This is a genomic window from Spiroplasma endosymbiont of Asaphidion curtum (assembly GCF_964031085.1).
Classification (GTDB): domain Bacteria; phylum Bacillota_I; class Bacilli_A; order Mycoplasmatales; family Nriv7; genus Nriv7.
In genome coordinates, this window is sequence record NZ_OZ035001.1 from 472516 (window position 1) to 493317 (window position 20802).

At 24.2% G+C, this 20802-nt stretch carries 23 protein-coding genes and 2 pseudogenes; 18 read left to right on the top strand and 7 right to left on the bottom strand.

The features are described 5' to 3' along the window. Positions 1 to 20 precede the first annotated feature (20 nt). From AAHJ00_RS02810 to AAHJ00_RS02830, 5 genes and pseudogenes are all read left to right on the top strand, one after another. Positions 21 to 739: pseudogene (locus AAHJ00_RS02810) on the top strand (transposase family protein). 70 nt (positions 740 to 809) lie between these two features. Continuing rightward, positions 810 to 3377, top strand: a complete 2568-nt coding sequence (parC, locus tag AAHJ00_RS02815; protein ID WP_342224437.1) for a DNA topoisomerase IV subunit A — start codon at positions 810 to 812, stop codon at positions 3375 to 3377. 17 nt (positions 3378 to 3394) lie between these two features. Continuing rightward, positions 3395 to 3757, top strand: a complete 363-nt coding sequence (locus AAHJ00_RS02820; protein ID WP_342224438.1) for a hypothetical protein — start codon at positions 3395 to 3397, stop codon at positions 3755 to 3757. A gap of 201 nt (positions 3758 to 3958) precedes the next feature. Further along, positions 3959 to 4138: a hypothetical protein gene (locus tag AAHJ00_RS02825; protein WP_342224439.1), complete on the top strand. Its 180-nt coding sequence runs from the start codon at positions 3959 to 3961 to the stop codon at positions 4136 to 4138. Positions 4139 to 4547: 409 nt separating this feature from the next. Then, a complete protein-coding gene (locus tag AAHJ00_RS02830) occupies positions 4548 to 4916 on the top strand; it encodes a hypothetical protein (RefSeq protein WP_342224440.1) in 369 nt (122 codons plus the stop codon). 28 nt (positions 4917 to 4944) lie between these two features. Here the strand turns inward: AAHJ00_RS02830 and AAHJ00_RS02835 are convergent, their stop codons facing one another. From AAHJ00_RS02835 to AAHJ00_RS02845, 3 genes are all read right to left on the bottom strand, one after another. Further along, complete coding sequence (locus AAHJ00_RS02835) at positions 4945 to 5895, bottom strand: IS30 family transposase (RefSeq protein ID WP_342223813.1); 951 nt, start codon at positions 5893 to 5895, stop codon at positions 4945 to 4947. Positions 5896 to 6307: 412 nt separating this feature from the next. Further along, positions 6308 to 7130 (bottom strand): IS5 family transposase gene (locus tag AAHJ00_RS02840; protein ID WP_342223496.1). Its coding sequence is split into 2 segments (ribosomal slippage): positions 6308 to 6734 and positions 6733 to 7130, totalling 825 coding nucleotides; the frame shifts between segments, so codons are not numbered across the junction. A 22-nt stretch (positions 7131 to 7152) separates the two neighbouring features. After that, a complete protein-coding gene (locus tag AAHJ00_RS02845) occupies positions 7153 to 7362 on the bottom strand; it encodes a helix-turn-helix transcriptional regulator (RefSeq protein WP_342224441.1) in 210 nt (69 codons plus the stop codon). Positions 7363 to 7509: 147 nt separating this feature from the next. On the opposite strand from AAHJ00_RS02845, the gene AAHJ00_RS02850 reads away from it, so the two are divergent. Further along, positions 7510 to 7761: a transposase family protein gene (locus AAHJ00_RS02850; protein ID WP_342224442.1), complete on the top strand. Its 252-nt coding sequence runs from the start codon at positions 7510 to 7512 to the stop codon at positions 7759 to 7761. Positions 7762 to 7845: 84 nt separating this feature from the next. Here AAHJ00_RS02850 and AAHJ00_RS02855 read toward each other — a convergent pair whose 3' ends face one another. Beyond that, positions 7846 to 8379 carry a DUF402 domain-containing protein gene (locus AAHJ00_RS02855; protein WP_342224443.1) on the bottom strand — a complete coding sequence of 178 codons (534 nt, stop codon included), beginning with the start codon at positions 8377 to 8379 and terminating at the stop codon, positions 7846 to 7848. Positions 8380 to 8607: 228 nt separating this feature from the next. Here AAHJ00_RS02855 and AAHJ00_RS02860 point away from each other — a divergent pair. Together AAHJ00_RS02860 and AAHJ00_RS02865 are read left to right on the top strand one after the other, a co-directional pair. Continuing rightward, positions 8608 to 9392, top strand: a protein-coding gene (locus tag AAHJ00_RS02860; RefSeq protein ID WP_342224605.1) for an IS5 family transposase whose coding sequence is annotated in 2 segments (ribosomal slippage) — positions 8608 to 8965 and positions 8965 to 9392 — 786 coding nt in all. Because the reading frame shifts where the segments join, the coding sequence is not laid out codon by codon here. A 213-nt stretch (positions 9393 to 9605) separates the two neighbouring features. Next, positions 9606 to 10073, top strand: coding sequence for an IS30 family transposase (locus AAHJ00_RS02865; RefSeq protein WP_342224604.1), 468 nt, complete (start codon positions 9606 to 9608; stop codon positions 10071 to 10073). 129 nt (positions 10074 to 10202) lie between these two features. Here AAHJ00_RS02865 and AAHJ00_RS02870 read toward each other — a convergent pair whose 3' ends face one another. After that, positions 10203 to 10577, bottom strand: coding sequence for a transposase family protein (locus AAHJ00_RS02870; protein ID WP_342224444.1), 375 nt, complete (start codon positions 10575 to 10577; stop codon positions 10203 to 10205). A gap of 337 nt (positions 10578 to 10914) precedes the next feature. Here AAHJ00_RS02870 and AAHJ00_RS02875 point away from each other — a divergent pair, with 337 nt between their 5' ends. After that, positions 10915 to 11412 (top strand): YigZ family protein, encoded by a 498-nt coding sequence (locus tag AAHJ00_RS02875; RefSeq protein WP_342224445.1) that lies wholly within the window; start codon positions 10915 to 10917, stop codon positions 11410 to 11412. 268 nt (positions 11413 to 11680) lie between these two features. Here AAHJ00_RS02875 and AAHJ00_RS02880 read toward each other — a convergent pair. Continuing rightward, a pseudogene (locus tag AAHJ00_RS02880) lies at positions 11681 to 11914 on the bottom strand (transposase family protein); the annotation flags it as partial. Positions 11915 to 12022: 108 nt separating this feature from the next. Between AAHJ00_RS02880 and AAHJ00_RS02885 the strand changes: the two are divergent. The 9 genes from AAHJ00_RS02885 (at position 12023) to AAHJ00_RS02925 (ending at position 18822) form a co-directional block, all read left to right on the top strand. Next, a complete protein-coding gene (locus AAHJ00_RS02885; protein WP_342223478.1) occupies positions 12023 to 12973 on the top strand; it encodes an IS30 family transposase in 951 nt (316 codons plus the stop codon). Between the two features lie 70 nt (positions 12974 to 13043). Next, on the top strand, positions 13044 to 13283 hold the full coding sequence (locus tag AAHJ00_RS02890; RefSeq protein ID WP_342224446.1) for a hypothetical protein: 240 nt from the start codon (positions 13044 to 13046) through the stop codon (positions 13281 to 13283). Positions 13284 to 13320: 37 nt separating this feature from the next. Continuing rightward, positions 13321 to 14304 carry a hypothetical protein gene (locus tag AAHJ00_RS02895; RefSeq protein ID WP_342224447.1) on the top strand — a complete coding sequence of 328 codons (984 nt, stop codon included), beginning with the start codon at positions 13321 to 13323 and terminating at the stop codon, positions 14302 to 14304. A gap of 13 nt (positions 14305 to 14317) precedes the next feature. Next, positions 14318 to 14644 (top strand): hypothetical protein, encoded by a 327-nt coding sequence (locus tag AAHJ00_RS02900; protein ID WP_342224448.1) that lies wholly within the window; start codon positions 14318 to 14320, stop codon positions 14642 to 14644. A gap of 9 nt (positions 14645 to 14653) precedes the next feature. Further along, positions 14654 to 14908: a hypothetical protein gene (locus AAHJ00_RS02905; protein WP_215825736.1), complete on the top strand. Its 255-nt coding sequence runs from the start codon at positions 14654 to 14656 to the stop codon at positions 14906 to 14908. Between the two features lie 26 nt (positions 14909 to 14934). Then, on the top strand, positions 14935 to 15318 hold the full coding sequence (locus tag AAHJ00_RS02910; RefSeq protein WP_342224449.1) for a hypothetical protein: 384 nt from the start codon (positions 14935 to 14937) through the stop codon (positions 15316 to 15318). After that, positions 15311 to 17176 (top strand): hypothetical protein, encoded by a 1866-nt coding sequence (locus tag AAHJ00_RS02915; protein ID WP_342224450.1) that lies wholly within the window; start codon positions 15311 to 15313, stop codon positions 17174 to 17176. The genes AAHJ00_RS02910 and AAHJ00_RS02915 overlap by 8 nt, the downstream gene beginning before the upstream one ends. 56 nt (positions 17177 to 17232) lie before the next feature. Next, entirely contained in the window at positions 17233 to 17652 is a 420-nt protein-coding gene (locus AAHJ00_RS02920) for a hypothetical protein (protein WP_342224451.1), read from the top strand. Between the two features lie 69 nt (positions 17653 to 17721). Further along, positions 17722 to 18822 carry an integrase core domain-containing protein gene (locus AAHJ00_RS02925; RefSeq protein ID WP_342224452.1) on the top strand — a complete coding sequence of 367 codons (1101 nt, stop codon included), beginning with the start codon at positions 17722 to 17724 and terminating at the stop codon, positions 18820 to 18822. Positions 18823 to 19274: 452 nt separating this feature from the next. Here AAHJ00_RS02925 and AAHJ00_RS02930 read toward each other — a convergent pair whose 3' ends face one another. Then, a complete protein-coding gene (locus tag AAHJ00_RS02930; protein ID WP_342224453.1) occupies positions 19275 to 20711 on the bottom strand; it encodes a ribosome-inactivating family protein in 1437 nt (478 codons plus the stop codon). Between the last annotated feature and the right edge of the window lie 91 nt (positions 20712 to 20802).

The following is a 20802-nucleotide window of genomic DNA, read 5'->3' on the forward strand; positions in this document are numbered from 1 at the left end:
ATTTCCTAGGTGAAGTACAAATGTTAGATAAATATAAAGATGAAAGTGAATTTTATAGTCTAATAGGCATAAAATATAAAACTTTCATGAAAATGGTAGAAATTTTAAAAGAAGCTGAAGCTAAACAAAAACAAATTGGTGGTAGACTAAATAAATTATCAATAGAGCAAAGATTACTTATGACTTTAGAATATTGAAAAGAATATAGTACATATCGTATTATTGCAAAAAAATATAATATTAGTCATGTTAGTTGTATTCGTAATATTTTTTGAGTTGAAAATACTCTAATAAAAAATAGTCACTTTCATATACCTGGCAAAAGGATATTATTGGAAAATAAGGGTACTAATAATAATTTATTAGCAATTGATGCTACAGAAATTCCAATTGAAAGAATTAAAAAAACTAAAATTATTATTTTCTGGTAAGAAAAGGCAACATTCATTAAAATCGCAAATAATTATTGATTTATTTAACAATAAAATTATTTCAGTAGATTTTTGTTATGGCAGTATTCATGATTATAAGTTATTTTTAAAATCAAATACACTTATAAATCCAAAATTAGAATTAATTGCTGATTCAGGATATCAAGGTTTGCAAAATGTTCATAAAAATACATTATTACCAATTAAAAAGATTTAAAATACTAGTTTATCGTTATCGCAATAAGATTAGAAGATTTGGATTACGATTTAACTTAATTTCAAGAATATATAATTTTGAATTAAGCTAGTTATAGTTATCTACCAAGTCTATTAGAAGATAACTTTGTTATTGCTTCATAACATATAAGGAGGAATGAAATGAGAAATAACAGAAATAGTGTGGTTCACGAATTAGATGAAATTGTTGCTGAACGGTTTGGTTTATATGCGAAATATATTATTCAAGAACGAGCATTGCCTGATGTTCGCGATGGTTTAAAACCAGTGCAAAGAAGAATTTTATATGCAATGAATAATTTAGGGTTATTTTTTGATCGACCTCACAAAAAATCAGTTCGGGTTGTTGGTGAAGTAATTGGTAAATATCATCCTCATGGTGATGTTCCAATTTATGAAGCAATGGTGCGAATGGCACAACCTTGAAAGTTAAGAGTACCATTAATTGATGGTCATGGTAATTTTGGTTCCATTGATGGTGATTCAGCAGCGGCAATGCGATATACCGAAACGCGTTTAAATGCAATTTCTAAGTATTTATTACAAGACTTGGATAAAAAAACTGTTGGTTGAGTCCCTAACTTTGATGATTCTGAAACTGAACCAACAGTATTACCAGCGTATTTTCCTAATTTGCTTTTAAATGGTTGTATGGGTATTGCTGCTGGTTATGCAACAAATATTCCACCTCACAACTTATCGGAATTAATTGTTGCCTTAGTTCATCGTCTTAATAATCCTGAATGTTCATTAAAAGAAATTATGAAAATTATTAAAGGGCCTGATTTACCTACTGGTGGTATTATTCAAGGATGGGATGGAATATTAAATGCTTATAAAACTGGTCGTGGTAAGATTATTATTCGTAGTAAAATGGAATTACAAGGAACACCGCGTCATCAAAAATGAGTTATTAAAGAGTTGCCTTATGAAGTTGTTAAAAGTGATTTAGTAACGCGAATTGCGGATATTAAAGAAGAACAAAAACTTAGTGGTATTAAGGATATTATTGATTTAAGTGATATGTCAGGAGTTCATATTGAAATTAATTTACAACAGGATGCTGATGCCGAGACGATTCGTAAATATTTATTAAAACATAGTAATTTACAAATATCTTACAATCTTAATATGGTTGTTCTTGAAGATAACAAACCAATTTGTGCGGGGATATTAAACTTATTAGATGCTTATTTAAAACATCAATTTGATATTGTTCAAAAAAGAACTAAATATGACTTAGAAAAAGCGATTGTTCGTTTAGAAATTGTTAGTGGTTTAATTAAAGTTACAACAATTTTGGATAAAGTTATTGTTACGATTCGTAAATCAACTGATAAGGCTAATGCTAAGAAAAATTTAATTAAAACTTATCATTTTACGGAATTACAAGCAGAAGCTATTGTTTCGTTACGATTGTATCGGTTAACATCAACTGATGTTAATGCTTTAAAAGAAGAAGAAAAAGCTTTACAGAAAGAAATTAGAACTTGACAAGAAATTGTTAAGAAAAAAGAAAAACAAAAAGCTTTGATTATTCAACAATTACAAACTATTTCACAAGAATTTAATTCGCCGCGAAAAACAGTTATTGAGAATATGGTGGAAGAAATTATTATTGAAAAAACAGAAATAATTAATGAAGAAAATATTTTTGTTACGATATCTCGTGATGGTTATATTAAAGTTATTAATGAAAAAGTAGTTGCTAAACAAGATATGAAAGATTATGGACGAAAACCTTTAGATATTAATGTTGCTTCATTATCAACTACTTCATTAAGTACTTTGTTACTATTTACTAGTCAAGGTAATTATTGTATTGTTCCTTTACATAAAGTAAAAGAAAGTCGTTGAAAGGATATCGGACACCATGTTAATAACTTTTCAACAATGACTGGTGATGAAAGAGTTCTTGGCGTGATATTAATTAATGATTTTGATATTCAAGACCAATTTGTTATTTTAGCAACTAAGTTAGGATTTATTAAAAGAACTGTTATTAGTCATTTTACAGCAACAAGAATATCTAAGGCTTTTAAAGCGATTAATTTGCAACCCAATGATGAGGTTGTTGGTTTTGATTTAAGTAATGGTAAAAAACAAGTTATTTTAACAACTAAAAAAGGTCTTGTTGTTAGATATGATGAAAATGATATTGCGATTATTAGCCCCAAAACTAAAGGTGTTAAAGCGATTAATTTAAAAGATGATGATAAAGTTGTATCATTAAATGTTGTTAATGATGAGCATGATAGTTATGTTTCTTTTACTACAGCGGGGGTTAAAAAAATTAAAATTAATAATATTCCTTTACTACATCGTCCAGCGAAAGGGGTTCATTCTTTTAAAATAACTAAAACTATTATTCCCTATGTAATTACAGCGTTTGTAATTCCTAATAATAGTAAAGTTCATATTTTAACTAAAAATAATACGATTGAAAATTTTGCGATTAGTAAAGTTCATTATGGTCGTTTATTAGAAAGTGTTAGTGATTTTTTAGGTGATGTTAATGTGGAATGAATTCAAGATGACCGTTATTATGACTTAAGAAAGCATAATTTACAGTCCACATCATTAACTTCTTCTAGTAAAAAAAATAAACAAATTAATTCAAAAATTCATCATTCTTCTTTAAAAAAAGGTAAAATATCTAGTGCTAATGATCAAATATCATTATTAATGGATGATATTTTAGATGATTAATAAATGAAAGGAAACTTATGATTCAAAAAAGTTTTTTAGAAAAAATAAAACTATATGAATGATTAGTAGAAAAGTTACCCAGTTCTAATGATTTAAATAAAAAAGGTATTTATGCTTTGTATATTCAGTTACCAACAATTAAACTTAATAAACTAATTCCCATTTATATTGGTCAATCAAAAAATAAAAATGGTATTGGTGAAAGATTTAAACAACATAAAGTTCAATTAAGTAAACTATTAAAAATGTCACCTCTTGATTATGAAGACCATATTGAATCTGGTAAACAAGATGGTAAACATTTTTATAGTAAACTTCATGATTTTATTAGAAATATTAATGGTAGTATTAATGATATTAAAATTAAATTATTAGAATAATTTGTTGAGCATTCTAGTTGTAATACCAAAAAATGTTGTTGTTTAGATGAAAAAGAACAATGATGAATTAATGAATTTAAAGACGAATATTTTGGTTTTAATCAATTAACTTTTGTTATTAATTGACATAAATTGGTAAATTCTTTAAAAAATAATTATTATGATAAATTAGTTAGCAAAAAATTTATTAATGAGACAAAAGTGTTAGGTCAAAAAATTATTGCTAATCATAATGATGAATACTTACAATATGGTTATTACGATTTTAATTTCACTACTTTTAAAAAATTTTATGTTCATTTTGAACGATATATTCAAAATGACAATTGAAAATGAATAACAACATTTGAACAGTTAAATGAGGTAATTAAACAGGAATAAGAAATAAACCATAGGAAAAAAATAAATGTATCTAGATGAAATAAGAGATTTAATTAAGAATGTTAATTTTTAAAAACCGATACCAATATCTTTTTCATTTGACCATTCAAAAACTGGCAAGAAAGAATATAATCCAATTTGTCAAATAAAAATTTTATTTCGTAAGTAGAACAGTGAAGATTTCTACCATTTTCATGAAAGTTTTATATTTTATGCTTATTAGACTATAAAATTCATTTTCGTCTTTGTATTTATCTAACATTTGTACTTCACCTAGGAAATAATATTATCAAAATAGTAGATAAAATTAAAGGTTATGTACCAAGTCTTTTGTTATAATAGTTTTATTGGAGGTTTTGATAAAGAATGAAAATACAATATAACTGATTAGTACTAACTTCATTAACTGATGATTAATATTATTTTGGTTGTTCAACAATATTCACAAGAAAGTGAGCAAAGTATTGATCGGTTAATTTCTCAAACAATTTTAAGTAATATTAATGATTTTGCTAATATTAATTTAACATTATTGGCAAAAAAAGCCTATACTTCAACAGCATCAATTATTCGTTTTTGTAAAAAATTAGGTTATAGTGGTTATTCAGAGTTTAAATTTGCTTTTTTACAAGCATATAAAAAGAAAAATCCGATTGAGGATGTTAATTTAAAAAGTTGTTTTTCTTGTAATAATTTTTGAAATAGTATTAAACATAATAATTTTTTAATTAGTAGACTTCTTGCATTACTTATTAAAATAATTACAAATTATTTGTAAAAATGCCAAATTGTAAAGTTAAGTGCAACTAAATTATTTTTCTAACCAAATATTCGATTGGTGAAAGATAATTTAGTATTTTTCTTGGTCTTTGGTTTAAAGACAATATAAATTTATGAACTGCATTTTTAGTAGTATTTGAAAAATTAAATTTTTTAGGAAATTTTTCTCTAATTAAACCATTAGTATTTTCATTAGTACCTCTTTGTCAAGGCGAATACGCATTAGCAAAATAAATTTTCACATTTAAATTTTTTTCAAGTTGTTGTCAATTAGAAAATTCTTTACCCCTATCAAATGTTATAGTCTTAACAAGATTATTTGGAAGAATTGATAAATAATGGCTAATGTTTTCGTTAACAACTTTAGTAGTTCTATTTTCAACTAACATTGCTAAAGTAAATCTTGATGTTCTTTCAACTAAAGTTATTAAACATGATTTACTTTTACCTCGTGATGATACTACAGTATCACCTTCTCAATGACCAACAGTTATACGATTATTAACATTAATATTTCGTTCTTTAATTGATTTACCATTAAATTTACCGCGATTTTCTTGAGATTTTCGTTTCTTACCTTTTCTTCTTAAATTTTTATTAGTAACTTTTTCAAGTAATCCAGAATAAATTCAATTGTAAATTGTTTTAAAACTAATAATTCATTCTTTATGAAAATTTTTAATTCTGCCATAAATTTGTTCAGGCGATCAACCTAATAGTAATTTTTGTTGTACATATTTTACTAATTCTCTATTTTTAAACTTATGAAAATAAACATGTGATTGTTTTCTGTTTTCTGCTTTATTTTGTGCAATTAATGAAAAATAATGATTACTATCTTTATTTCTATTGACTTCTCGAATAATAGTACTAATACTTCGATTAAGATTTTTAGCTATTTCACTAATTTTTACTTTAAACTTCAATTGATTCTCAATATAAATTCTTTCATATATGTCAAGATGTTTGTAACCCATATAAAAACTCCTTGCTTTGTTTTTTCTAAAATAAACTTAGCATCATGAAATTTTTATATGAGATTTTTTGCAATTTTATTTACTTGCACTTACAAGTATAATTCAGCAAATAAAAAATACTATATAGTAATTTCTAACTTTTATTAGGTTAATACTTATGGATTTTATTAAATGTGTAAATTTTGAAACAACAAAAAATTATTTTATTATTTAAATTTAATTTTAAATAAATAGACTTCTTGCATTACTTATTAAAATAATTACAAATTATTTGTAAATAAAAAATACTATATAGTAATTTCTAACTTTTATTAGGTTAATACTTATGGATTTTATTAAATGTGTAAATTTTGACACAACAAAAAATTATTTTATTATTTAAATTTAATTTTAAATAAATATTTTATGTTATCTATAATTGCAAATTATAAATTGAAGCAATTAAATTAAATCTTAAACTAAATCGTTTTCTACGATTACGATATTTTTCAGTAATAATTTTAAATTTTTTAAGAATAGCAAAAATATTTTCAATAATAATTCTCATTTTTGAAATTAATTTATTATTATGTTTTTGTTCTTTATTTAAAGGGTTTTTCTTTGTTTTTTTCTTAGGTATTAGAACATTACTATGAATTTTTTGTATTCCTTGATAACCATTATCAACTATTAATTTAGTATTTTTTAAAATTGGGATTTTTGATTCTTTAAATAAACAAAAATCATGCTTTTTACCGAGAGAAAAATTTGTTGCAATAATTATTTTGCTTTCTTTTTCAATAATTACTTGTGTTTTAATAGTGTGTTTTTTCTTTTTTCCTGAATAAGATTGTTTTTGTCTTTTTTGGGCGTTGAATGGGTGTTTCTGTAGCATCAATAATAATTGTTTTATCATTAAAATAATCATTTATTAATGCTTTTTTACCAGCAAGTTGTTGAAAATCAGGATGTTTGATTAAAATATCTTCAATTCACTTGATATTTCGATAACAACTAGCTTCACTAATATCAAAACTTTTACCAAGATGAAAATAAGTACGATATTCTCGTCAATATGATAAAGTCATCAATAATCTATTTTCTAATGATAATTTATTATTTTTACCACCTCTTTTAAACTTTTTTAACTCAGCTTCTTTTAAAATATTTAACATTTTATTAAAAGTACTTTGCTTTATTCCAGTTAATCGTAATAATTCTTTATCATTAATAAAATTAAATTTATCAAATTTCATAATCTTAAATTCCTTATAATTTCTATTTTAAATATATTTTATAGGAATTTTGTTTAATAAATAAGTAATGCAAGAAGTCTATTAAAACTTTTGAAATAAGACCTCATGATATATGACTAGCATCAGCCTCTAATCTACTAATGGTTGGTTGTTTTTTTACCCCAACCATTTTTGCTAATTGGGTCTGTGTTAAACCATTTCTTAAACGCATTTTTTTAATTAAAGTTTCCATTAATTTATTATTTTCTCCCCTCTTTTAAGCAACATTATAATAGACTTGGTACATAACCCTCAATTTTATCTACTATTTTGATAATATTATTTTCTAGATGAAGCACAAATATTAGATAAATATAAAGATGAAAATGAATTTTATAGTTTGGTAGGTGCAAAATGTTATAGTTATGTACCAAGTCTATTATTGCCAATTAAAAAGAGTAAAAATAATCATTTAAATCCAGATAAAAAGGAATATAATAGCTTTTTAAGTAAAGTTAGAATTGCCATTGAACATGTTTTTGCTAGATTAAAAAAATTTAAAATACTAGTTTATCGTTATCGCAATAAGATTAGAAGATTTGGATTACGATTTAACTTAATTTCAGGAATATATAATTTTGAATTAAGCTAGTTGTAGTTATGTACCAAGTCTATTGTGTAAAAATTCAAAAAAACAGCTAAATTATTAGCTGCTACAAAAAGTTAAGTTTAATGATTATTTAAAATTATTTTGATAATTGTTTCAATGATTTAATACCGTTTTTTCATGAAATAAATCATCTTTATCTTTAATTTGAATTTTTAATTTTTCAATTTCATTTCAAATAATATTTTGCAAATTTTCAGGATAATTTCAATTTATCTTGTTACGACCAAACTCTTTTAAATCCAATATTTTTGTATATCCATCAGGAAATACTTTAATATCAATATCATAATCAATAAACTTTATTGCTTTACCATCATAAGTAAAAGGACTAGCAATATTACAATAGTAATGAATACCATTATCTTTTAACATTGAAATAATATTATATCAGCGGTTCTTAGAAAAGAACCAAATAGCCGGTTCATGAGTTTTTCACTTCCGACCATTAACCTCAGTAACAATAACGGCTTCATTTACTAAAATTAAATAATTTTTAGTTTCTTCTAAAACAATAGCGTGAGCCCAAGAACGATATATTTCACCATTATGTTTATAGGCATGAATTAAAACTTTTTGACCTGTTATAAGTGTGTTTTTCATCTTTTACACCTCCAAAGTCATTCTTATAATTAATACAAAAGTACAAAATAATTATAACATAAAAAATAACCTAATTAATACAAGGTCACTAATGAGACTAAACTCAATACGATTAAAGTTTTTAGGGGTTATAAATAATAATTTAATATATTTTATCTTATTTCTTAACTAAATTAATTATAAGCTGAATTATACTTGTAAGTGCAAGTATAATTCAGCGATAAAGAATTATTACGATTAACTGGAATAAAGCAAAGTACTTTTAATAAAATGTTAAATATTTTAAAAGAAGCTGAGTTAAAAAAGTTTAAAAGAGGTGGTAAAAATAATAAATTATCATTAGAAAATAGATTATTGATGACTTTATCATATTGACGAGAATATCGTACTTATTTTCATCTTGGTAAAAGTTTTGATATTAGTGAAGCTAGTTGTTATCGAAATATCAAGTGAATTGAAGATATTTTAATCAAACATCCTGATTTTCAACAACTTGCTGGTAAAAAAGCATTAATAAATGATTATTTTAATGATAAAACAATTATTATTGATGCTACAGAAACACCCATTCAACGCCCAAAAAAAGACAAAAACAATCTTATTCAGGAAAAAAGAAAAAACACACTATTAAAACACAAGTAATTATTGAAAAAGAAAGCAAAATAATTATTGCAACAAATTTTTCTCTCGGTAAAAAGCATGATTTTTGTTTATTTAAAGAATCAAAAATCCCAATTTTAAAAAATACTAAATTAATAGTTGATAATGGTTATCAAGGAATACAAAAAATTCATAGTAATGTTCTAATACCTAAGAAAAAAACAAAGAAAAACCCTTTAAATAAAGAACAAAAACATAATAATAAATTAATTTCAAAAATGAGAATTATTATTGAAAATATTTTTGCTATTCTTAAAAAATTTAAAATTATTACTGAAAAATATCGTAATCGTAGAAAACGATTTAGTTTAAGATTTAATTTAATTGCTTCAATTTATAATTTGCAATTATAGATAACATAAAATATTTATTTAAAATTAAATTTAAATAATAAAATAATTTTTTGTTGTGTCAAAATTTACACATTTAATAAAATCCATAAGTATTAACCTAATAAAAGTTAGAAATTACTATATAGTATTTTTTATTTACAAATAATTTGTAATTATTTTAATAAGTAATGCAAGAAGTCTATTAAAGAACGAAATATTAATGTTAATAATCGTATAACTGTTGGTCATTGAGAAGGTGATATTGTAGTATCATCACGAGGTAAAAGTAAATCATGTTTAATAACTTTAGTTGAAAGAACATCAAGATTTACTTTAGCAATGTTAGTTGAAAATAGAACTACTAAAGTTGTTAACGAAAACATTAGCCATTATTTATCAATTCTTCCAAATAATCTTGTTAAGACTATAACATTTGATAGGGGTAAAGAATTTTCTAATTGACAACAACTTGAAAAAAATTTAAATGTGAAAATTTATTTTGCTAATGCGTATTCGCCTTGACAAAGAGGTACTAATGAAAATACTAATGGTTTAATTAGAGAAAAATTTCCTAAAAAATTTAATTTTTCAAATACTACTAAAAATGCAGTTCATAAATTTATATTGTCTTTAAACCAAAGACCAAGAAAAATACTAAATTATCTTTCACCAATCGAATATTTGGTTAGAAAAATAATTTAGTTGCACTTAACTTTTCAATTTGGCTTAAATAATAAAATAATTTTTTGTTGTGTCAAAATTTACACATTTAATAAAATCCATAAGTATTAACCTAATAAAAGTTAGAAATTACTATATAGTATTTTTTATTTACAAATAATTTGTAATTATTTTAATAAGTAATGCAAGAAGTCTATTTATTAATGCTTTTTTACCAGCAAGTTGTTGAAAATCAGGATGTTTGATTAAAATATCTTCAATTCACTTGATATTTCGATAACAACTAGCTTCACTAATATCAAAACTTTTACCAAGATGAAAATAAGTACGATATTCTCGTCAATATGATAAAGTCATCAATAATCTATTTTCTAATGATAATTTATTATTTTTACCACCTCTTTTAAACTTTTTTAACTCAGCTTCTTTTAAAATATTTAACATTTTATTAAAAGTACTTTGCTTTATTCCAGTTAATCGTAATAATTCTTTATCATTAATAAAATTAAATTTATCAAATTTCATAATCTTAAATTCCTTATAATTTCTATTTTAAATATATTTTATAGGAATTTTGTTTAATAAATAAGTAATGCAAGAAGTCTAATATTCAAATTAAGTATATATTTCTTATGTATGATTTTTGTTGTAAAAAATTATTTTAATGTTGTTTTTATAAGCATTTTACTTAGTTTTTATAACCTTTTATTAAGATTATGTTTGTTAATATTAAATATTTTGTTTTATTACTTATTTTTTAAATAAAACGATAATTAATTTGTAGTTACTTTTCTTTCAAAATTATTCAAATCTTTATCCACCTAACAAAACTTTACGCGCCCCGAAATAACGGTGAAAAACAATGCAAGTGATTGATGATGCCCTTCACAAAATTGAATATACAATTAAAAATTCGCGTTTTATTTGTCTTATTAAATATGTTACCACTGAAAAAGAAGCTTGACAATTCATTAATCAATATTTAAACCCCAAAGCGACTCACAATTGTTATTGCTATATTACCAATAATAATAAAATCCAAAAATATGATGACGATAAAGAACCAATAAGAACCGCAGGATTTGCAATGCTTACTTATTTACAAAAACAAAACATTACCAATATCGTTGTTTTAAACATTCGCTATTTTGGAAAAATTCTTTTAGGAAAATCACGATTAATTCACGCCTATAAATTTGGATTACAAAAATTATTTTTAAACCTTAAATTATATACCCTAGAAATAATTTATGAATATACAATTTCTTTCCCATATGAACACCAAAAACTAATTAATAAAATTATTAAAGAACATCAAGGCAATATTATTAAGCAATTATATAGTAGACTTGGTACATAACTATAACATTTTGCACCTACCAAACTATAAAATTCACTTTCATCTTTATATTTATCTAATATTTGTGCTTCATCTAGAAAATAATATTAGACTTCTTGCATTACTTATTAAAATAATTACAAATTATTTGTAAATAAAAAATACTATATAGTAATTTCTAACTTTTATTAGGTTAATACTTATGGATTTTATTAAATGTGTAAATTTTGACACAACAAAAAATTATTTTATTATTTAAATTTAATTTTAAATAAATATTTTATGTTATCTATAATTGCAAATTATAAATTGAAGCAATTAAATTAAATCTTAAACTAAATCGTTTTCTACGATTACGATATTTTTCAGTAATAATTTTAAATTTTTTAAGAATAGCAAAAATATTTTCAATAATAATTCTCATTTTTGAAATTAATTTATTATTATGTTTTTGTTCTTTATTTAAAGGGTTTTTCTTTGTTTTTTTCTTAGGTATTAGAACATTACTATGAATTTTTTGTATTGCTGAATTATACTTGTAAGTGCAAGTAAATAAAATTGCAAAAAATCTCATATAAAAATTTCATGATGCTAAGTTTATTTTAGAAAAAACAAAGCAAGGAGTTTTTATATGGGTTACAAACATCTTGGCATATATGAAAGAATTTATATTGAGAATCAATTGAAGTTTAAAGTAAAAATTAGTGAAATAGCTAAAAATCTTAATCGAAGTATTAGTACTATTATTCGAGAAGTCAATAGAAATAAAGATAGTAATCATTATTTTTCATTAATTGCACAAAATAAAGCAGAAAACAGAAAACAATCACATGTTTATTTTCATAAGTTTAAAAATAGAGAATTAGTAAAATATGTACAACAAAAATTACTATTAGGTTGATCGCCTGAACAAATTTATGGCAGAATTAAAAATTTTCATAAAGAATGAATTATTAGTTTTAAAACAATTTACAATTGAATTTATTCTGGATTACTTGAAAAAGTTACTAATAAAAATTTAAGAAGAAAAGGTAAGAAACGAAAATCTCAAGAAAATCGCGGTAAATTTAATGGTAAATCAATTAAAGAACGAAATATTAATGTTAATAATCGTATAACTGTTGGTCATTGAGAAGGTGATACTGTAGTATCATCACGAGGTAAAAGTAAATCATGTTTAATAACTTTAGTTGAAAGAACATCAAGATTTACTTTAGCAATGTTAGTTGAAAATAGAACTACTAAAGTTGTTAACGAAAACATTAGCCATTATTTATCAATTCTTCCAAATAATCTTGTTAAGACTATAACATTTGATAGGGGTAAAGAATTTTCTAATTGACAACAACTTGAAAAAAATTTAAATGTGAAAATTTATTTTGCTAATGCGTATTCGCCTTGACAAAGAGGTACTAATGAAAATACTAATGGTTTAATTAGAGAAAAATTTCCTAAAAAATTTAATTTTTCAAATACTACTAAAAATGCAGTTCATAAATTTATATTGTCTTTAAACCAAAGACCAAGAAAAATACTAAATTATCTTTCACCAATCGAATATTTGGTTAGAAAAATAATTTAGTTGCACTTAACTTTACAATTTGGCATTTTATAAAGTTAAATCATATTTTGTTTAGAAAGGGGGTGATTATATGATTGGAACTTTCTTAGCAGAAGCACCGGCAGTAGCTGTTACTGGCGAGCAAGCGGTTACTAACTTATGAAAAGCGTTAATTGGAGCGTTTGGTCACATTTGAACCGATATTATTGGTGGTAATATGCCTAATGTTGTTAATTTTTTTGCTACATATTGAGTTTTCTTGCTTGGTGTAATTATTGGTTTATTTTTAATTGCTTTCAAAATGTTTGAAAAATTAATGCCCGGCAGATAGTAATAAAAATAAAGAAAGTGTGATTTAAGTGACGCTATTGTTTAAAAAAATAAATTTAACATTATATGATTTTGTCGCTTTAAATCGCACTTTATTTATTATTGCGTGATTCTATGGTGCGATTTTGCATTATTATAATCCTCAAAGTTGAAGAATGTTATTTGATATTATTTATTTATTAATTTCTTTGTATATTTTATATACTAAAATTTCTCATTTTTTTGCTCGTCGTAGTTTTATTAATTTCTTATTAAATTCTCCTTTAAATTTAGTAATTGGTGCTTTAGGGACTGGAAAAACCGCTTTAATGGTTTTAGCTTCTTACTTATTAAGTGGTTGAAAAACGATTTCTACTTTTCCGATTACGGATAAACAAATGCTTTCATTAGGGCATATGTCTTTATTAGATTATAATTATCCGATATTAGAAGAAAAGCATTTGCTGTTATGAGATGAAACTAACTTATTTTTAGAAGGAACTGACTATAAAGAAAATGATAGGGTAACTCAAGGTTTACAAGAATATTTCGCTTCAGCACGGCAATTTACTCATATCGTATTAGCAAGCGGACAACGAGCCGAACATATATGAGTTAAAGTTCGTGATATTGCGAATTCAATAATTGTTGGCATTAGAAAAAAACCAGTTAGTATCTTTCGTCCTTATTTACAAGTTATTTATGGTACTTTTAAATCGGTAAGCGAATACGAACAATGACGTTTAACTCTGATTAATGCTAAAAATGATAAAAAAGGTCGCAAAATCAAGTATCGTAGTATTCCAGAATTAGACATTTATTTCTTTAAATTGAAAATTCCGATGTCAATTTTAAACCTTTACGATAATAAATATTTATCATTCTTGCGTGAATTAAGTAATCGTGCTTTGAATGATAATTATCAACATAAATTTTGAAATGATAATGTAATGGATATTGAAGCATTAGAATATTTAAAAATGGAAAAATTCAGTAAGATACTTACTAAGTTAAAAAATAATCTGAAGAAGAAAAACAAGTAAAGGAGTTTAAAAAATGGAAAACTTAGAAAAAATGGCTAGTTTGATTGGCGATATGTTTTATAAAGTTTTTGATTTAATTTGAACTTTAACCATTCCCGGAACAGATATTCGTATTATTATTTTTTCGCTAATTATGCTTGTGATAAATCTCGTAATTGGTGGCATTTTAGGTATTCATATTGAACGACCAAAAGTTGGTTTTCGTAAAAAATATCGAAAATCAGTTGCTAATTGAGGAGCTAAGAAAAAATCATCTAGTGGTTCAATTAAGAAATTCAGTGGTAATAGTCCTAAAAATAGACCGTGAGTTAATCAACATGGACGGCAAATAAAAAGGTAGGTTTAGAAAATGTTTAAATTAATAATTTTATTTATTCTTGTTTCTGTTTTTTCTATTTTTGCTTTAGGTGATTTTTTAGGTTTATGAGCCTATGTGCGTGAGGGTTTAGAATATTTTAATAAAGTTTTATCAAAAAATATTAAAATTTTAGATTTGTTTAAACCAATGATAAGGTTATTTTCCCAACATCCGATTTTCCAAATTTTAGGAACGATTTGTATTTTATCAACAATATATTTAATTTTAAGAGGACCTACTGAATAAAAAAATACTTTGAAAGGAGTTAAAAAATGAAAAAGTTAAATAAAATATTAAGTATTAAATGATTTAAAAGCGTTTTAAGTTTTATACATTTTTTTATCATACTTCATAGTGTTATTACTATAATTTGAGTATTTTTAACAAAAATTCGAACTAACACAGATGAGTTTTTTAAAGATTTTATATTGTTTGATTTCCAAAATGTAGTTTTTAAGGTGTATTTTTGATTATTAATCGTTTATTTGTTAATAACTGGTATTAAATTAATTATTAGGGGTTATTACTTTAATAAAGTTTTTAGAAAGCACCAAATGCAAGTTGTTAATTGTGAGTGTCCACAACATAATCAATATAAATTTTCTGATGCTTTTAAAGCGATAAAAAAGAGTTTTAAGGCGTGATGAGATGCATAAGATTATTTCTTGATTTATTATAATGTTTATTGGTTTGGTGCCATTAGGGGCTTTCTTTGATACAAAACAACCACCAAAACCTAATATGGAACAATTCTTTATAAAACGAGAAAAACGAGCCACAAACCCTAGTCAATGTGGTAATAGTTGTAAATTAGAGTTTTTTAATATTTATAATAGTTTTTTAATTCCTAGCAAAATTGGCGGTGGGGCTAAAATTAAATTTCAAGATAACATCGATTTACCGCTTGAAATTAAAAAAACTCGCATTTTTAGTTTATCTCTTGGTAATAAAAATAAAGATTGAATTAATTTTTATAAAAATAATGGTGTTAAAAAAACTTACGATGATTTTAGTTATTTAGATTTAGATTTTGGTTATGAGATTTCTGAGATAATTAATGTTAAGATAACATTTACTAAATCAATAGGATTATCTTATAGTATAACTTCATTCTATGCCGAAATGCCTCTTTTACCCGAAAAAGAAGCAGAGCAACCATTACCTACTGAGATAACCAAAAATGATGGTGAATATCAATATACTCAATTTCAAGATAAGTTAGACTATTTAATGATACAACGCCGAGATTTTGATAAATTTAATTATAGTTATTTATATTGAGTCCCAATTTTTAATTTTTTTGACGATAATTTTAAATATATGAGTGAGATTTCAATTAAATTAAATGGTTTTAAACAAAATAGTAAATTTAATTTAAGTCGCAAAAATTCATATCCTAAACCTGATATGATGGAAAAAGTTATTTTTAGAGAACTTTCTTTTTCTAGTTTTGGTGATGTTATTACTATAAAAACGGAGCATGGTAGCATTGTGGGTAATAATGAGTTTTTAGAAAATGGTAAATCGCTTTGAAAATCTGGCTCGCAAACAAGTTTTGGAGAAGATTTTATTAATACTTTTTTTGGACAAATCAATTATTATGGTAATACTTTCCATTTTTTACGCTATGATAACAAATTAAAGACTGATTTTAAAGATTTTATGCTACATTATCAAAAAGATTTAACTATTAATTTTATTAATGGGTTATTTAATAAACTTTATAAAGTTTTAGGTGAATTTTTTGTACAATTCTTTTATGCCAGTTTTGATATGGATGCCTCTACTTATGTAGAATTAGATTACAAAGGAATGCAACAAATTCCTAAAAATGCTCTACAAATCGGGTTTTTCTATCGTTCCTTGATTACTTTTTATCCTAAACAATATTTAATTAACTTTGGTTCAACAGTAGAAAATAGTAAGAATGTGATTTTTCGTTCCTATTTTTTTGTTAAAGATAAACAAATTGCCAATGGTTTTAACACCGGTAAAAATTCTTATCAAATAGATTTTAATGTTTTAAAAGCATATGACAACCAATTATGGAATGTCACTAGTAATAAATTGCATTTTCACAATGCCAAAGTTGATGTGATGTATGGAATTAATATTTTTACGCTAACTTTCCCGCTATATAGAAAGCAAAATGAAAGTACTGAATATCATTATTCTTTATACGATTTTAATATTTTGAATTCAACAGCTTTTATTGGTGGCGGAATAAGCGGAAATATAGATGACTTAATTCCGACGCCTAACTGTTCTTATTGAGGTTTATTTAGTGCCATATCTTGTGGTATTCAGCATGCTTCTGTTAGTGTGTTGAATTGATTACTTGGTCTTTCGGGGATTAATCTTTTAATTCGCCCTATTGCTGACATTGCCAAAACGACAATTAATTTTACGAAAACAGCATTTCCGGTGTTTGAAGTTATTCCAGCATTTAAGATGTTATTCGAATTTGTAGTGCCATTAGCAATTTTACTAATGCTATTAAAAAAGTTTTCTTAAATATTTCCAATATTTTTATATAAAATATAATTCCTTTGAAAGGAGGATTTTTATTTATGTGAAAATTTTTATCAGCTTTAAATTTAGTATGTGTAGTGTTTATTTCTGGATGTAGTAAAAATAACAGCGATTTAAAAAAATATGATTTAGAGTTTTCTAATATTTATAATAGTTTTTTAATTCCTAGCAAAATTGGCGGTGGGGCTAAAATTAAATTTCAAGATAACATCGATTTACCGCTTGAAATTAAAAAAACTCGCATTTTTAGTTTATCTCTTGGTAATAAAAATAAAGATTGAATTAATTTTTATAAAAATAATGGTGTTAAAAAAACTTACGATGATTTTAGTTATTTAGATTCAGATTTTGGTTATGAGATTTCTGAGATAATTAATGTTAAGATAACATTTACTAAATCAATAAGATTATCTTATAATATAATTTCCTTTTCTGCTGAAATGCCTAATAAAAATTAGTAATTTAATAAATATTCTTGAAAATCGTATTAAAAAATACGATTTTCTTAATTTAAGGAGTTTAAAAAAATGAAATATATTATTTCCCAAGCCGATTTAGCAGATTTAAAAGCAAAAGCACAAAGTTGATTAAGTTCTAATTGTCGTAATCCTTATTACTATAAAACTAAAAAACGCATTACTGCCTATTTAAATTTATGTACTTATTTTTATATTGAAGAAACAACTTTAACAAAACTTATTAAAAAATATTTTAAGAATGCAACGAAAACCTTTTATCGCTGGGCGGAAAAAATTATGACCGCTTATTATTCTGATAATTTAGATTTGTTATTGTTTAAAACTACAAAACCACAAAATCTTAATTATCAATATAGTTTAAATTCTCGTGAAAAAGTATGTGATTTATATTTTGATTACAAAAATCTTCAAGCCGGCGGAATATGGTCTTTATTTAATAATTTAAAAATCGGTTTTCACGGTGTCAAAAATTCAGAAGTTCCGAAAAACATCAAAACTTTTTATCGCTGAATTAAATCTGACCCTCGTTGAAAAGAATTAAAACAACAAATCAAACAAACGAAACGCCATTTTAAGCGTTATGAAGTCTCCGAAATTGGTCTTTTACAAATGGATGCCAAAATTATTACCACATCAAATTTTCCGGTTGATAAAAAATATTACATTTATGATTTCATTGACGAAATGACACGCATAGTATTTGGTTATGTTTATGATAGTTTAGGAACTAACAATGCTATTAATGCTGTACAAAGAGCAATGAAAGATTTCGGCGAACTTGGTATAACCATTAAACGCCTTCGTACTGACAATGCTCCTGAATTTATTACTACTAATTGAAGCAATAAAAAAGCATATAAAGTAAAAGAAAGGCCTTTTACAACCTTTCTTTCTAGGAGCGGAATTGTTCACGAAACGACACCAATTCGTTCGCCTCAATCTAATGGGAAGATTGAACGATTCCATCAGCATTATAACAAATTATTTTATTCTAAGGATAAAAAATTAAATCAAAACGAACTTCAACATTATTTAAACAAATATTATTACTTTTATAACTTTGAACGCCCTCATTCATCATTAAACACTAAAACTCCTTTTCAAACATTACAAATATTTATAAAAAATAATTTACGAAAATTTACATAATCATAATCACTTGCTAATTATTTTTAATGTGCTTAAGTAATTTTCTAGTTATATTATTTCTTTCATAAAAAATGGAAATAATAAAAGTATTATTTCCACAAAAAAATTAATTATAAAATTTAATTTTTCAAACACTACTAAAAATGCAGTTCATAAATTTATATTGTCTTTAAACCAAAGACCAAGAAAAATACTAAATTATCTTTCTCCAATCGAATATTTGGTTAGAAAAAATAATTTAGTTACACTTAACTTTACAATTTGGCAAATTTTAAAAGATTTATTTTTTCTTATTCATAGACAAACTAAAATTAACTTTAATTGTACACGGATTTCTAAATCAACAACTGTTGGTAGTAAAAAGCTGTACTTAATTATCATTGAACCAGAGTTTTGTTACAATTAAAGTGCTTGCTATCAAAAGGCTTAATAGTTTTTGCATACTTTATTGTTTAACATTTAACATTAAATTTTTTTTGATACGGTTTAGGTAATGAACATGCATTTCACTGTCATAAATCATTAAGATCAATTTCTTCGTGGCCTCAACCTTGTAAATTTAAATGATATACTTTTGAACCATTTCTTTTTTCAATATAGGCACTACCATTATTATCTAATACAATATCAGTTATTTTAAAATCTAAACCATCAAATTTTTTAATATTAATTTCATTTCCTCTTTTAAAATAAAGATATACACCTCTTGTAGTTCCAATATAAATATCTCCTGCTTGTAATGAACCTCCTTTTGTATTTTTATCTAATATTTTAACTACAGTTATTTTTCTATCTTCTAAATTATAACCTTCTTTATAATCTTTAATCGCATCACAATATTGATTTTTTATATCATTATCTATATTTCTTGCCCTTCTTCTATTACAATTTAAGGCTGGTCTAATAACTAATCCAAGAATTACTCTAACAGTACTATTTAAAAGATGCTGGGAAATTGCATCGCTTGGTAATATTGAAAATAAACTATAAAGTTGTTGATTAATACTCTGGGTGGTAATGCCAAATCTTGTCTGAATATTATTAATTTCATCAATAATATTATTACTTACACTTTGTCAATTAGTTACAGTACTATGAATATTAATTTGATTAATGTATGATTCGGGGTCCCAATATATAGGTTGATTATTAGTAATAATATTAGTAATAATTAAATTATAAATTGATCTAAATCTTAAAGCCTCCGCTGTTACTAAAATAATTCTAAATAACGCAGCTTTTAATAACTTAATTTTATTTTCTGGATTATTTGGAGAGAGTCTTCCTTGTCCATAATTATCTAAAACACGAAAAGAATCTAAAATATTTTCTCAAGTAATTTGTGGATTAGAGCTTGGAAGAAGATTGTTATAGTTGCCATTAAATTGTAAATTCGAAGAAGTTTGACCATCAATACTTGTTATTGTAGAATCTGAAAAATAATAAAAAGTTGTACCATAACTAAATCCCTGTAAATATAAATTATCAGCACTAAAAAGTAAATTAATTGTAGTTTCATCATCAATAAAGACAGAAATTATAAAATTAGGTGCATTATGATTTATTTCAAATATTGAATTATCATTATTTGAATTAGTTTCAAAAATACTATTTAAAATATTTTGTTTTATTAGCTCATTTATAATTTTATTAAAACTATTTTTATAATTGTTTTTATCTCAATTTAAAATTAATTTTTCTCTAATTTTATATGGCCCATTATTTCTTTTATTTCTTTTTAAAATTCCTAAATTATTTGTTTCTAAAGAATTAATTTCATTATTTATTAATTTTGTTTCTTGTTTTTGATAAGGGGCTGTGGCAACGACCATTGGCATTGTTGCACTACTAATTGTTAGTAAACTTAATAAACTTAGTAATTTTTTCATATTAATTAAATCCCTTTCGTGAATTTTTAGTAATTAATAATAAAATTTATTTAACAATCAACAGCCTTTCTCCAAAAAATTAATCTGCAAT